At 61.3% G+C, this 13,974-nt stretch carries 13 protein-coding genes; 8 read left to right on the top strand and 5 right to left on the bottom strand.

All coding sequences use genetic code 11. The annotated features are described in order from the left end of the window. Nucleotides 1-51: 51 nt before the first annotated feature. The gene (locus KP701_RS07770; protein ID WP_215746635.1) at nt 52-750 is read left to right on the top strand and encodes a hypothetical protein; all 699 of its coding nucleotides are present in this window, start codon (nt 52-54) and stop codon (nt 748-750) included. Next, the gene (gene mtnK, locus KP701_RS07765; protein ID WP_215746633.1) at nt 747-1,934 is read left to right on the top strand and encodes an S-methyl-5-thioribose kinase; all 1,188 of its coding nucleotides are present in this window, start codon (nt 747-749) and stop codon (nt 1,932-1,934) included. The genes KP701_RS07770 and mtnK overlap by 4 nt, the downstream gene beginning before the upstream one ends. 38 nt (nt 1,935-1,972) lie before the next feature. Here mtnK and KP701_RS07760 read toward each other — a convergent pair whose 3' ends face one another. The 3 genes from KP701_RS07760 to rpsD all read right to left on the bottom strand — a co-directional run bounded on the left by KP701_RS07760 (nt 1,973) and on the right by rpsD (nt 4,907). Beyond that, complete coding sequence (locus tag KP701_RS07760; RefSeq protein WP_215746631.1) at nt 1,973-3,520, bottom strand: peptide chain release factor 3; 1,548 nt, start codon at nt 3,518-3,520, stop codon at nt 1,973-1,975. Nucleotides 3,521-3,720: 200 nt separating this feature from the next. Further along, nucleotides 3,721-4,125, bottom strand: a complete 405-nt coding sequence (locus KP701_RS07755) for a hypothetical protein (protein WP_252345480.1) — start codon at nt 4,123-4,125, stop codon at nt 3,721-3,723. 164 nt (nt 4,126-4,289) lie between these two features. After that, nucleotides 4,290-4,907 carry a 30S ribosomal protein S4 gene (gene rpsD / locus KP701_RS07750; protein WP_011253300.1) on the bottom strand — a complete coding sequence of 206 codons (618 nt, stop codon included), beginning with the start codon at nt 4,905-4,907 and terminating at the stop codon, nt 4,290-4,292. Nucleotides 4,908-5,272: 365 nt separating this feature from the next. On the opposite strand from rpsD, the gene KP701_RS07745 reads away from it, so the two are divergent. Further along, nucleotides 5,273-5,743: a BON domain-containing protein gene (locus tag KP701_RS07745; RefSeq protein ID WP_215746630.1), complete on the top strand. Its 471-nt coding sequence runs from the start codon at nt 5,273-5,275 to the stop codon at nt 5,741-5,743. A 100-nt stretch (nt 5,744-5,843) separates the two neighbouring features. Continuing rightward, complete coding sequence (locus KP701_RS07740) at nt 5,844-7,058, top strand: MFS transporter (RefSeq protein WP_215746628.1); 1,215 nt, start codon at nt 5,844-5,846, stop codon at nt 7,056-7,058. On the opposite strand, the gene KP701_RS07735 is transcribed toward KP701_RS07740, so the two are convergent. Next, entirely contained in the window at nt 7,012-8,406 is a 1,395-nt protein-coding gene (locus KP701_RS07735; RefSeq protein WP_215746627.1) for an MATE family efflux transporter, read from the bottom strand. The two genes, KP701_RS07740 and KP701_RS07735, sit on opposite strands and share 47 nt — an antisense overlap. A gap of 86 nt (nt 8,407-8,492) precedes the next feature. Here KP701_RS07735 and cysS point away from each other — a divergent pair, with 86 nt between their 5' ends. The 4 genes from cysS to KP701_RS07715 are packed head-to-tail and all read left to right on the top strand — an operon-like array spanning nt 8,493 to nt 12,525. Then, nucleotides 8,493-9,851: a cysteine--tRNA ligase gene (gene cysS / locus KP701_RS07730; protein ID WP_215746626.1), complete on the top strand. Its 1,359-nt coding sequence runs from the start codon at nt 8,493-8,495 to the stop codon at nt 9,849-9,851. Between the two features lie 2 nt (nt 9,852-9,853). After that, nucleotides 9,854-10,630, top strand: coding sequence for an RNA methyltransferase (locus KP701_RS07725; RefSeq protein ID WP_215746625.1), 777 nt, complete (start codon nt 9,854-9,856; stop codon nt 10,628-10,630). Nucleotides 10,631-10,661: 31 nt separating this feature from the next. Next, entirely contained in the window at nt 10,662-11,648 is a 987-nt protein-coding gene (locus KP701_RS07720; RefSeq protein WP_215746623.1) for an ion channel, read from the top strand. Further along, entirely contained in the window at nt 11,641-12,525 is an 885-nt protein-coding gene (locus KP701_RS07715; RefSeq protein WP_252345479.1) for an aldose 1-epimerase family protein, read from the top strand. Before KP701_RS07720 ends, KP701_RS07715 begins: the two co-directional genes overlap by 8 nt. A 46-nt stretch (nt 12,526-12,571) precedes the next feature. Here KP701_RS07715 and gltX read toward each other — a convergent pair whose 3' ends face one another. Continuing rightward, complete coding sequence (gene gltX, locus KP701_RS07710; RefSeq protein ID WP_215746622.1) at nt 12,572-13,906, bottom strand: glutamate--tRNA ligase; 1,335 nt, start codon at nt 13,904-13,906, stop codon at nt 12,572-12,574. Nucleotides 13,907-13,974: the final 68 nt, after the last annotated feature.

Below are 13,974 nucleotides of genomic sequence, written 5' to 3'. Positions count from 1 at the left end.
GGTTCATGAAAGAGCCCTCCCCTTTTCCGCTGTCTCGGTCCGGAGCGTCAGATGTCCCCTTCCCCGCCAGAATGGCCTGTAACGCCTCTGAATCCCGACCTCGTCGTGCGGGTCGGACGTTCCATGCCGGCGCTTTCTCCCGAAATCGAAGCCCGCGTCATGTCGCACTGGGATGCCGCACTTGCTGAGTATCCCAACCTGTATAACGGCCGCGTTTTCTGTGCGGATGTGATCGGGCCTGACATCATCAATGGCCACTGGTCCGAATACCGCCGGGTTCTTGCCCAGATGCGTGAGCCGGATCTTTATGGCCCGCAAATGCTGCGTCCGCTGGCAGTCGTCGGGCTGCTGCGGACCCGCGACGGGATCGTGATCGGACAGCGGTCGGAACACTCCATCTATCTTCCCGGCTACTGGCAGGGCGCTCCGGCGGGCAATGTGGAAAGCCGCGAGGGCGAGGCGGAGATCAATCTGGCGGCCCAGCTTCTGGCGGAATGTCACGAAGAACTGGGTCTGACGGATACAGACTGTCAGGTTGGAGCCTGTCTTCTGGCCTGTGAGCATCCGCAGACGCATATCGTGGACGTGGGGATGGATATCGCCATCACAGTGGATTTCGAGACTTTGCAGGAGCGGTGCCATCGCCTTGGCAATGCGGAGTATCAGGCCCTGAGACTGATCCAGCCTGACACGCAACTGCCTGCGCGGCTCGTCCCCACCCTGTTCGCCATGCTGGAGCAAAACCGATGACCTACCGTATCTTTGATGTCCGGGCCCTGCGGGACTGGCTGGCGCAACGGCCTGACCTCTCGGAGCGTCTGGGTGGCGGAGCGGACGACTGGAGCATTCGCGAAGTCAGTGACGGCAATCTCAATACGGTATTCCTGGTGCATGGCCCGGTGGGAGCATTGTGCTGCAAGCAGGCTCTCCCCCATGTGCGCGTGGCACCGGACTGGCCCATGCCTCTGGAACGCGCCCTTTATGAGTCGCGCTACATGCAGGCCGTCGCCCCTGCCGTTACGGGACTGATGCCGGAACTTTTCGCTTATGATCCGGACCTGTTCCTGCTCGTCATGGAATGCCTGACGGACCATGACGTGTTGCGTTCGGCCCTGATCGCGGATCAGGCCGCTCCGGGGTTTTCCGCTGTGATCGGATCGTATGTCGCCCGCACCGTGCAGGCGACGGGCTGGGTCAGTCAGCCCTTTGAGACCGGCGCGCATCTGCTGGAACAGTTTTCCGGAAATACCGCTCTCACCCGCATCACGGTCGATCTGATCCTGACGGACCCGTATCGTGTCTGCGACCGCAATCCGGAGCCGGAAGAAGGCCTGCAGGATGATGTGAAGGCGCTTCAGACCGATAAAGTCCTGCATCAGGCCGTCGAACGGCTTCAGGGCCGCTTCCTGACAGCCCGGCAGGCCCTGCTGCACGGGGACCTGCACACGGGCTCCATCATGCTGGATGGCACGGATGTGCGGGTCATTGACGGTGAGTTCGCAACGATGGGGCCCATCGGCTTTGACTGCGGGCTCTATCTGGGCAATCTGACGCTGCATCTCTGCGCGGCGCCGCACAAGGCGGACACAATCCGAACAGAGATGCTGACCTTCTGGCAGAAATTTTCCGAAGAACTGCGAACCGGCCTTCGGGCAGGCTGCGGAGATATGTGGGCGCTGTCCGGCCCCGATAACCGATCAGCCCTCATCGAAACCTTCCTGAGCGAAGTCCTGCGCGATGCGGCCGGGTTCTGCGGGCTGGAAATGATCCGCCGGACCGTCGGGTTCGCGCAGGTTGCGGATTATGCTCTGTGCACCACGGAACAGAAGCGTCTGCTTGCACGACAGAAGGCGCTTCAGATCGGCCGGACGCTGATTGTCGAAGGCGCATCGCTCCGATCCTTCGCCGACATCCTGTCCCTGATGGGGCTGTAAGAAAAAACCCGCTCCTTGCAGAGCGGGGTTTTTCCGTTTCAGACCGAAGCCATGCCGATCTGCTTGATGTCATGGAACTCCAGATCGGGGTTCATCTCGATGGTCCGGCGCATCATGAAGGAGGACGTCGCCAGGAAAACCGGATCTCCGTCCAGATCGTCGGCCATGGCAGAGCGGTTCAGATCCTGAAATGCCTCGATCTTGGCGCGGTCGCCGGTAATCCAGCGGGCCAGGGAATACGGCGTGCTCTCGAAGCCGATGGCCACGCCGTACTCACCCTGAAGCCGGGACTGGAGCACGTCGAGCTGAAGCGTTCCGACCACGCCCACAATCGGCGACAGACCGTCCTGCGGCCGGAAGAGCTGGACGACGCCCTCCTCCGCCAGTTCCACCAGAGCCTGACGCAGTTTCTTGGCCTTCATCGCGTCATCGAGGCGGACACGACGCAGGATTTCGGGCGCGAAGTGCGGCACACCGGTGAAACGCAGCTCTTCGCTCTCGCTCAGCGTATCGCCGATCCGCAGGGTGCCGTGATTGGGAATACCAACGACGTCACCACCAAACGCTTCTTCGGCAAGCTGGCGATCACGGGCGAAGAAGAACTGCGGCGTATGCAGGGCGAACTGCTTTCCGGTCCGGACATGCTTGAGGCGCATGCCTCGGGTCAGACGACCGGAGCAAACGCGTGCGAAGGCCATCCGGTCACGGTGGTTGGGGTCCATGTTGGCCTGGATCTTGAAAACCAGAGCCGTGACCTGATCCTCGCTGGCCTTCACTTCCCGGGTCTCGGTCTGCTGGGCACGAGGGGCCGGACCATAGGCGACGAGCGCGTCGAGCAGATCCGTGACACCGATTTCCTTCATGGCCGAGCCGAAGAACACCGGGGACAGATGACCGGCATCGAAGGACTCACGATCGAATTCCGGCAGGGCTGCTTCGGCAAGCTCGACTTCCTCACGCATCTGGATGATGCGGGGATCCTCCTCGCCGACCGGCTCCTTGGTATGCACTTTCTTCGTCCGCAGATCGTATGTGCCGATGAACTTTGCCGCACGTCCGATCGGCCAGGTCGCCGGGGACGTATCGAGAGCCAGCGTGCTGGCGATCTCGTCGAGCAGCGCAAAGCAGTCCTGAGCTTCACGGTCCATCTTGTTGATGAAGGTGACGATGGGGATGTCGCGCAGACGGCAGATCTCGAACAACTTGCGGGTCCGATCCTCGATGCCCTTGGCGGCGTCAATGACCATGACCGCGCAGTCCACGGCCGTCAGGGTGCGGTAGGTATCTTCGGAGAAGTCTTCATGGCCCGGCGTATCAAGCAGGTTGAAGACGCAGTCGCCGTATTCGAAGGTCATGACCGAGGTCACGACGGAAATGCCACGATCGCGCTCGATGCCCATCCAGTCGGACTTGGTGCGACGGCGTTCGCCCTTGGCGCGGACATTGCCGGCCATCTGGATGGCGCCACCCGCACGCAGGATACGTTCCGTCAGGGTCGTCTTACCGGCATCCGGATGGGAAATGATGGCAAAGGTGCGCCGACGGGCGATCTCGCGGTTAATTTCTGCGCTCAACGCCTCTGACATGATGCCTCCGGTAAAAAGAAAAACCCGGGACTGGAACCTTCATGGTGCCCAGACAGGCAGATCACCTGGCAGCAGAAGCAGAGGACAACCCTGATCGAAGCCTATTCCATCGGGAGGCGGCAATGTGCAGAAGGACCCCTGCCCCGTCAAGGGATGGGACGGCTCCTCTTCAGGGAAATACCGGTTTGATGACAAACCGTCTAATCCACGGTGTTCCCATGAGGTGCGATCCCGGTTCCCATCGGGCCAGACGTTGCATAGGCTTCCCCGAATTTCCCGATGGCGCTCCCGGAGACGGGATCATGAAGACTGCCGTTGTCAGACGCCACTCCTGAGCCGCCAGGCAGAATACTGCGAAGAAACTGCCACGCTTTTCCCGCACGCGTGAGACGGATGGGAGGCGGAGCCATGACCCGTGCCTGTGGGGCATCTACATAATGCCCGGAACTTCTCGATATCTGCGCGGAGGTCACGGTATAAGCTGGCGGAAGATTGACCGCGATATGCACTGGGGGAACGAAGGTGTTGATCCCCCGGGACAGGACCGGCGAGCAGAGAAGCGCCGAAAGAATTGTGCACAGTCCCGCAGCCATGAAAGGACGCATCCCCGGATCCTTTGCCAATATCACACTATGGTAACGATCAGCAGTAGCTCGGCGCAACATGAAAGGCACCCCGCTCTCCACAGAACGAAAAAACGCCGGATGGGAGATCCCATCCGGCGCTTTCCGGTCGCTTTCTGATCCGGGCCGGTGGGCCCGGGATCGAATTAGCGGGAGTAGAACTCGACGACCAGGTTCGGTTCCATCTGCACCGGGTACGGCACATCGGAGAGAACCGGGGTACGCAGGAACGTGCCCTTCATCTGGCGGTGATCGACTTCGACGTATTCCGGCGTGTCGCGCTCACCCGTCTGCACAGCGTCGAGCACGATGGCGAGCTGCTTGGAGGAGTCACGAACCTCGATGACGTCGCCTTCCTTCACGAGGTAGGACGGGATGTTCACCTTCTTGCCGTTGACCGTGACGTGGCCGTGGCTGATGAACTGACGCGAAGCGAACGGCGTGATCGCGAACTTCAGACGGTACACGACGGCGTCCAGACGACGCTCGAGCAGACCGATCAGGTTCTCGGACGTATCGCCCTTGCGACGGACAGCTTCGTCATAATACTTGCGGAACTGCTTCTCGCTGATGTTGCCGTAGTAGCCCTTGAGCTTCTGCTTGGCCATCAGCTGGATGGAGAAGTCGGACGGCTTCTGCTTGCGGCGCTGACCGTGCTGGCCGGGGCCGTATTCGCGACGGTTGACGGGGGACTTGGCACGGCCCCACAGGTTGACGCCGAGGCGGCGGTTGATCTTGTACTTGCTCTCAAGACGCTTTGACATGGGTTGACCCCTGTACTCATCAGAACCGCCCCATGCTGCATGGCGGTCCGTTTTGTTGTGCCGGTAGGCCCTTCCCCGGATTGGAAAGGACGGGCGCGCACCCAGATGCCGGGCCGGCGGGATGCAGAATCCCGCACTGATGGTCCGGCCGGTACGTCCACGTTTCCGGCTGTGCCGTCGCGCCTACAGGAGTCCCCGGTCGGGGTCAATCAAAACCTGCTTGCGAGCCCTGTGATTTTCTTGCAGTGGGGGTTCGGAAAATGCGCAACCACTTTATGTCCGGCTGCGCTAACGGTCCGGAACTCCCCCTGTGCTTCTGAAGAAGCTCTCCCCGGGGGAGCAACACGCTTTTTCGAGTTTCCTGTATGAAAATCTATCGCTTCAATCCCAAGGCCGGCCGTGTCGGCGAAGGCTCCCTCGAAGGACTGGTCCAGTCCCTTGACGCGCCGCTGCCCCCCAAGCCCGGGGAGAGCGTCATCAAGCGTGCCTTCAAGAGATTTGGCCTCGCCCAGATGCACATGTCCCATCTGGTGATCGATGACCGCACCATCTATCTGCGTGGCAAGGCTGAAAGCGCCAAGGAACGCGACCAGATGATCCTGGCGGCCGGCAACGTCGCGGGCGTCTCCGCGGTTGAGGCCGAGATTGCCGTGCCACCCGGCACGCCCGATCCGGAATTCCTGGAGATCAAGACCAGCAAGACTCTGGACGAGGTGGCACAGAAGCTGCCGCAGGATGTCACGGGCGATGAACTCCTTGATGCAAATCAACCGCTTGTCACATCCAAGGATGACATTTATCCGGGGCAGACCATCCGTCTGCCAACCGAGAACTGATCTGTCCGTAACGGCTTCTCCCTCTCGGGAAGCCGTTACCGCTTTTCAGGCTCCGGCAATGGCAGCACGGTCCTGACCTCCATTCCCGGACCTACTTCTTATGGACTCCATCGAACCTCCCGACGTCGAGAGGGTGCGCCCACCCCACGGTGTCGGACCGGCCATGCTGTCCCTCATGCTGGCAACTTTCACCATCGGAACCGGCGAATTCGCCATGATGGGACTGCTGCCGGAATTTTCCCATTCCCTGAACATCACCATTTCGCAGGCAAGCTGGGCGATCTCGGCCTATGCGATGGGCGTTGTCATCGGCGCGCCCCTGATTGCCATCATCGGTGCACGCCTGCCCCGCCGCACGCTCCTGCTGTGTCTGCTATGCCTGTTCATCGCAGGTAATGTTGGCAGCATCCTGATGCCGGGCTTTACCGGTATCGAACTCATGCGCTTCATTACGGGGCTGCCTCATGGAGCTTTCTTTGGCGTTTCGGCCCTGATCGGTGCGTCAATGGTCGAGCGGGCCCGGCGCGGGCGGGCCGTCGGGCAGGTGCTGTCAGGCATCATGATCTCGACGGTGATCGGCTCACCGCTCTCCACCTATGCCGCCAATCATGTGGGCTGGCGCGTGGCTTACGGAAGCATCGCAGCACTGGGCGTGTTGTGCTTCGCAGGAATCTGGTTCTTCGCGCCCCGGGACAAACCGCATCCCGGTGCAACGGCACTGGCGGAACTCGGCGCATTCAAGCGACCGCAGGTCCTGCTGACGCTGCTGACCAGTGCAGTCGGATTTGGTGGCCTATTCGGGATCTACACCTTCCTGACGACCGGACTGACGCAGGTGACGCATCTGCCGGGCTGGTTTGTGGCGGTCTATCAGGTTGTGTGGGGTCTCGGCATGGTGGCGGGCAATGCGCTCGGCGGAACCATGGCGGATCGCAGCATTGACCGGACGGTGATCGTCTCGCTGACGACAAGCATTGTTTTCATGCTGGGGTTCTGGCTGCTGCTGCCCTCGCCCTACGCCATGCTGCCGGTCACGTTCCTGGTCCCGGCCGGAATCATTATGCTGTCTCCCGCCCTGCAAACGCGCCTGATGGAAGTTGCCGGAGACGCGCAGACGCTGGCGGCGTCTCTGAACCATTCAGCCTTCAATCTGGCCAATGCCTTTGGCGCCTGGCTGGGTGCCGTACTGGTCAGTTCCGGGCTGGGACTAGGATCAGTTGGCTGGGGCGGAGCTGTGTTCTCGGCTCTGGGCCTGCTGATCTATTTCATCACGATCTGGCAGGGACGGGCTTGCGCATCACGCGCAGCAGCCTGATCCCGAAGGCCACGCAGGTCGTGGCCAGCGCCAGCGCCATACCGATCCACAGGCCTTCCACACCGACATGCTGGTGGAAGGCCAGCCATCCTCCGAAAACCAGACCAATCAGACCGTAACTCGCTACCGCAATGAGCATGGGTGTAATGGCATCACCACAGCCCCGAAGCGCACCGCTGAACACGCATTGCAGGCCATCCACGATCTGATAGAGCCCGGCGGTCCGTAGCAGGATGACAACAAGTGCCGTGGTCTCGGGATCAGGCGCGCGATTCGAGAAATAAAGCGGCAGGATCTTCTCCGGCCAGATCAGCAGAAGCGAAGATGTGGCGAGGCTCCACATCAGGACGATGCCCGTGCCGGTCAGGGCCGCACGACGGCTCTGCTCCATACGGCCCGCACCACGCCAGTAGGCCACGCGCACATTGGTCGCCTGCCCAATCGCCAGACACACCATGAACAGCAGCGAACTGACATTCAGCGCTACCTGATGGGCGGCCAGACTGTGTGTCCCGAGTTCACCGGCGCGCAGGCTGGTGATCTGGAACATCAGGATCTCGGCCGCCGCCCCCATCATCATCGGTCCGCCGAGCTTCAGCAGTTCCTTTACGACAGGCCACTGCACGGCGGCCGGCTTCAGGACCGCCCGGACACGCGGATGGGTCAGGCACAGTCCGAAAAGCGCGAAACTGACGACCCAGCCGGTCAGCGTCGTGGCCGTCGCGGAACCATAAAGCCCCATGGCTGGCAGCCCGGCCCAGCCATGAATGAGAGCCGCATTGGTCAGACCATTACAGACCGCCATGGCCGGCATGATCCAGAGCAGCAGCGTTTCCGCTCCGAGCGCAGGCAGCGCGACACGCAGGACGCCGATGACCGCCAGATCGGGCAACAGCGACAGCAGCAGAATATCGATGAAACGACTGCCATGCGTGACGACCTCGGCTGGCTCGCCAATCGCGCCGAAGATTGTCTTTGAGAAAGCCAGCAGCAGCGCGCAGGGGATGAAGACCGCAATGGCCAGCAGCAGCGTCGCACTCATGACGCTCCGGCCATCGTGGGAAGCCTGCCCGTGATCCTCTGCACCGCGGCCATGCGACAGAAGCACCCCTGCCCCACCGAGAATGGCCTGAAAAGTTACCATTGTCGTGAAGAAGAATGTGCTCGACAGGCCACCAATCGCGACTTCCGTTACACCGAGGCCACCGAGCAGGATCGTATCCGTGACCCCCATGGCCATTTCGGAAAGCTGCGACAGGGCCAACGGGAGGGCAACGCGCAGCAGGGCCAGCGCGTGACTGCGCGGAGTTGTCGGATCGGTCGGCGGACTGGAAAGGGCACTGCTCATGCGCCCCCTATTACAGGGGTCAAAGGCGCCGACAAGAGTAACAAAGCCTGTTGCACCTGAACCAAGGCTGGCGCATTGATCGGCGTATGGCCGATCCTGCTTCAAACGTGCTCCGCCTGCACGATACCCATCTTCGCGACAAGCGACCGTTCACGCCCCTCGATCCTGAGAATGTGCGCGTCTATTTCTGTGGACCGACCGTCTATGACCGCGCGCATTTAGGCAATCTGCGCGCCATGATGTGCGCGGATATCCTCATCCGCCTGCTGCGCACGATGTATCCGCGTGTGACCTATGTCCGCAACGTGACCGACGTGGACGACAAGATCAACGCACGCGCGAAGGAGAACGGGGAGGACATTTCCGCCCTGACCGAGCGCACGACGCAGGCCTTTCATGAAGATCTCGCGTCACTCTTCATCCTGCCACCCGATATCGAGCCGCGCGCGACCCATCATATCGATGACATGCTGGAAATGATCGGGCGCCTGGTCGAGAACGGCCATGCTTATGTGGCCGAAGGGCATGTGCTGTTCGCGGTGCGCAATTTCCCGTCCTATGGGTCGCTGTCCGGGCGTTCGCTCGATGACATGATTGCGGGCGCGCGTGTTGAAGTCGCGCCATACAAGCGTGATCCGGGCGATTTCGTGCTGTGGAAGCCATCCGAGCCGGATCTGCCGGGCTGGGACAGCCCGTATGGGCGTGGTCGTCCGGGCTGGCATATCGAATGCTCGGCCATGTCTCACCGTTATCTGGGCGAGAGCTTCGACATCCATGGTGGCGGCGACGATCTGCTGTTCCCGCATCATGAAAACGAGCGTGCGCAGTCCATGTGCTGCTACCCGCACGGCAAGTTCGCCACGCACTGGGTCCATAACGGGATGCTGCTGTCGAACGGCGAGAAGATGTCGAAATCGCTCGGCAATTTCTTCACGATCCGCGAAGTGCTGGATCGCTCGCCCGCCGAACCGCTACGCCTGCTCTATCTGGGCGCGCATTACCGCTCCACGCTGGATTTCAGCTGGGAAAAGCTTGAGGAAGCACGCCGGGTTCTGGACCGGCTGTACCGGGCGCTTGAACGCGGAAACGCTCAAGCCGACGCCACCGTCCCGGCCGCAGTTATGGATGCGCTGTGCGATGACCTGAACACACCGCTGGCCATTGCCGCGCTGCATCCGCTGGCGGACGCCGCCATACAGGGTGATCAGGACGCGGCCTCCAGCCTGCTGGCAGCCGGAAAGCTGCTGGGCCTGTTCAATGTCACGCCTGCCGAGTGGTTCCAGTCCGGTGTGGATGCCGGTGCCATTGAAAAGCTGATTGAAGAGCGTCTTGCAGCCCGCAAATCCCGCGATTTCGCCCGTGCCGATGCCATCCGTGCGCAGCTTGCCGCCGATGGCATTACTCTTGAAGACGGCCCTGGTGGCACAACATGGCGGAAGGCATAACCATGACCGGACGTGACGGCGGGGCCAATATCGGCCCTATTGGTGAGTTTGATCCGGTTGTGATCCTGGTGCGCCCCCAGCTTGCCGAGAATATCGGCACGACCGCGCGCGCCATGGCGAATGGCGGCCTGTTCCATCTGCGCATCGTGGCCCCGCGCGACGGCTGGCCGCAGGAACGGGCCTGGTATGCGTCTTCTGGCGCGGACCGGATTCTGGATGCAGCTCAGGTGTTCGAGACCGTGGATGATGCGGTCGCCGATCTGCACCGCATTTTCGCGACCTGCCCGCGCCCGCGCCATGTGGTCAAACCGGTCATGACCGCGCGCGGAGCCGCGGCCGAACTGCGCGTTGCGTCCAATCGCGGCCTGCGCACCGGTATCCTGTTCGGACCAGAACGCGCCGGACTGGACAACGAGGACATGGCCCGCGCCGATACGCTGGTCCGTTATCCGCTCAACCCGAAATTCATGTCCCTCAACCTCGCGCAGGCCGTTCTCATCATGGCCTATGAGTGGTTCCTGACGGAAGACATGACGCCGCCCCGCGAACTCATGACCAATGAGACGCATGTGGCGACCAAGGGGGAGATGGAGAATTTCATGTCCCATCTCATCCGCGATCTGGACGAGACGAATTTCCTTCGAAATGAGCAGAAACGCCCTGGCATGGTGCGGAACCTGCGTCATTTCTTCACCCGAGGCGAAGTGACGGAACAGGAGCTTCGCACCCTTCACGGCGTTGTCAGCGAACTGAGCAGCGCCCGCAGGAACAGGAGCTGATCCCATGATCCACTGGCGCCATAGGAAACGGATGGAACCCCGACCCGATCCTGGAGTGCCAGTCCATCCTGAAACGCATGAAACGGTCGTCGAGACCGCCAACAAAATCCGGGCCCATGTTCTCGAAGAGAACGGCCGGAGCGACATCATCCGGACCGGTCTGGATGCCGGGGTTTTCGGTGATCTCTACCATACCCTGATGACGATGAGCTGGTTTGCCTTCTTCTGGGCATCCATGGGTCTGTATCTGGTCATCAATGTCGCCTTTGCACTGATGTATTACGTCATCCCGCACAGTGTGAGCGGTGTCCCGCACGGCGATTTCCTCGATGATGTCTTCTTTAGCGTGCAAACCATTTCGACCGTCGGTTACGGCACCATGGCCCCCGTCGGGCGACTGACAAACACGATCGTCTCTTTCGAAGTTCTGGCGGGCATGATGCTCAATGCCCTGGCGACGGGGCTGGTGTTTGCCCGTTTCTCGCGCCCCCGCGCACGGGTGCTGTTCAGCCATGTGGCGGTCGTCTCCTATGACGACGTGATCCCAACACTGACGATCCGCCTGGCCAACCAGCGCCGTACGCTGATTCTTTCGGCCAATATCGAAATGACGCTGACGCGGCTGATGCCCGATGAGCGTGGACGTCTGGTGCGCCGGTTCGATCGGCTGACACTGGTGCAGTCGCACATGCCGATCTTCCGGATCAGCCTGAACGCGACGCATCTGATCGATGACCACAGCCCGCTTTACGGCCTCACTGCAGAAACACTGATTGGCCAGAACGCGGAAATCATCATCACGATGGACGGTACGGACGAGATTTCCTCCCAGACCGTTTTTGCCCGTCACGCCTATGAGATCGGACATGTGAAACACGGATACCGTTTTTCGGATATGATCGAAAATCGTCCGGATGGCCGGGTGGAGGTCGACTTCCGTCGCTTCCATACGACCGAACCGGGTGATACGCCCAAGGCACCTGATCCTACCCCCCGACAGGAGACATCCCATGACTGAACACATGACGGATGACAGACATGATTTCGGCACCGGCCTGCTGAAGGCCTCGGTGAGACGTCATGGCGCCGAGCTGGTCGCCCTGCGCAGCGGATCGGAAGACCTGCTCTGGAACGCGGGGCCGGCATGGCCGAAACATTCGCCAATCCTGTTCCCGATCATCGGTAAACTCCCCGATGATCGGGCCACGCTCAATGGACAGCCCGTGCATCTCAAACAACACGGACTGGCGCGGGACCGGGCGTTCCGATGGATTTCGCGAACGGCGGAAGGCTGCACGCTGGAGCTCGTGGACGACGCGGAAAGCCGCGCCCTCTTCCCTGCCGCGTTCCATCTGCGGGTGGTCTATCTGATCGAGAACGCCACGCTGCGGGTCTCGTACCACCTGCACAACCCGGACAGCAGCCAGACACTCCATGCTTCGCTGGGCGCGCATCCGGCGTTCCGCTGGCCGCTGAAGGACGGTGTAGCGAAAGAGAGCTACAGGCTGGTCTTCGAATATGACGAGCCTCTGCCCGTCCGTCGGATCGGTGCCGATGGGCTGATGCTGCCGGAGAAGTTCCATACCCCGGTCAGGGAGAATATTCTTCCCCTGACGGATGCGCTGTTCGCAAAAGACGCCCTCATTCTGGAGAAGCCGGAAAGCCGGTCCGTGGATATGGTGGATCCGGACGGGCATGGCATCCGGTTCGTCTGGGGCGGCTTCCGGGAACTTGGTCTGTGGACAAAGCCGGGCGCGGAATTCCTGTGCATCGAACCCTGGTATGGATATGCGACACCGGCGGGATTTGCGGATGATTTTTCATGCAAGCCCGGTCTGCTGCATCTGAAACCGGGTGAGAGTTGGACGGCGTTCTGGTCCGTCAGGGCAATCTGAAAAAAAAGCCCGTCATGCTTTTTGAACGGCGCGACGGGCAACAGGATCAGGCCTGAATGGCGTCCCGCAGGCGCGCGACCGTCCGCTCACGGCCCATCAGGCCGAGCAGGACATGCAGTTCCGGTCCTGCATCCTCCCCCGTCAGGGCCAGACGCAGCGGCATAAACAGGCTGCGGCCCTTGCGGCCAGACAGTTCCTTAAGCGCGTTGGTCCAGTCCTTCCAGGTGTCCTCGCCCCACGGCTCGGCCGGGAGGGTGTCGAGAGCCTGCTGAAGGAAGGCGCGGTCTTCCGGCTGGGACGGCGGAATGATCGTGCCATGCACCACATCCCACCAATGCGGGATTTCGGCGGACAGATCCACATTGCCACGCACGGCGTGCCAGAACGTTTCGTCAGCTTCGGGCGGAAGATGGATCTTTGCGGCTTCGAACGGCAGGTTGTGCAGAGCGCGCCGGTTCAGGGCGAGAAGCTGCGTCATATCGAAGCGGGCGGCCGATTTGGAGACATGCGAGATGTCATAGGCCGCAATGGCCTCATCCATCGTCATGACCTGCGGATCATCCGAGGAGCCCACGCGGGCGAGATAGGAGACGATCGACATCGGCTCCAGCCCGTCCTGACGCAGGGATTTCAGCGCCAGCGAGTCAAACCGCTTGGACAGCTTTCCGCCACCGGAATCCAGCAAAAGCGGCAGATGCGCGAAGGTAAAATGGTCGGGCTTTGCGCCGAGGGCTTCGGCGATGTCGATCTGCACGCCGGTATTGGTCACATGGTCTTCGCCGCGGACGATATGGGTGATGCCCATGTCGAGATCGTCGATGACGGAGGCCAGGGTGTAGAGGATCGTCCCATCCCCACGCACCAGAACCGGATCAGAAATGGCCGTCAGCTTGACCGAGCACTCGTCCATGACGAGATCCTGCCACTTGCGGCTGCCATCGCTGAGGCGGAAGCGCCAGTGCGGCGTTTTGCCGTTGGCTTCGGCGCGGGCGCGCTGATCGGCCGTGAGCTTGAGCATCGCGCGATCATAGATCGGCGCCTTGCCGGCACGGATGCGGGCTTCGCGCTTGGCGTTGAGCTCGTATTCCGTCTCGAAGCAGGGATAGAGACGGCCAGACGCCTTCAGCTTTTCAATGACTTCGGCATAGCGGTCGAGACGCTCGGACTGGCGCACATACTCGTCCCATTTCAGCCCCAGCCATGACAGGTCCTTGCCAATGGCTTCTTCATATTCGGGCTTGCCACGGCTGGTATCGGTATCATCGATCCGCAGCAGGAACTTGGCGCCGTTATGGCGCGCGAAAAGGAAGTTGGCGACGGCAAGGCGCGCATTGCCAACATGCAGGTAACCGGTGGGGGACGGAGCGAAGCGCAGTTTCATGACGCCTTAATGCCGCATGATGCGCCGCGTTGCCAGAGCAGGTTTTTATGAAGGACCGTGCGAAGGAA

The organism is Gluconobacter sp. P1C6_b, assembly GCF_018811945.1.
In the GTDB taxonomy this organism is placed as follows: Bacteria; Pseudomonadota; Alphaproteobacteria; order Acetobacterales; family Acetobacteraceae; genus Gluconobacter.
This window is presented reverse-complemented; position numbering and strand designations above follow the sequence as displayed.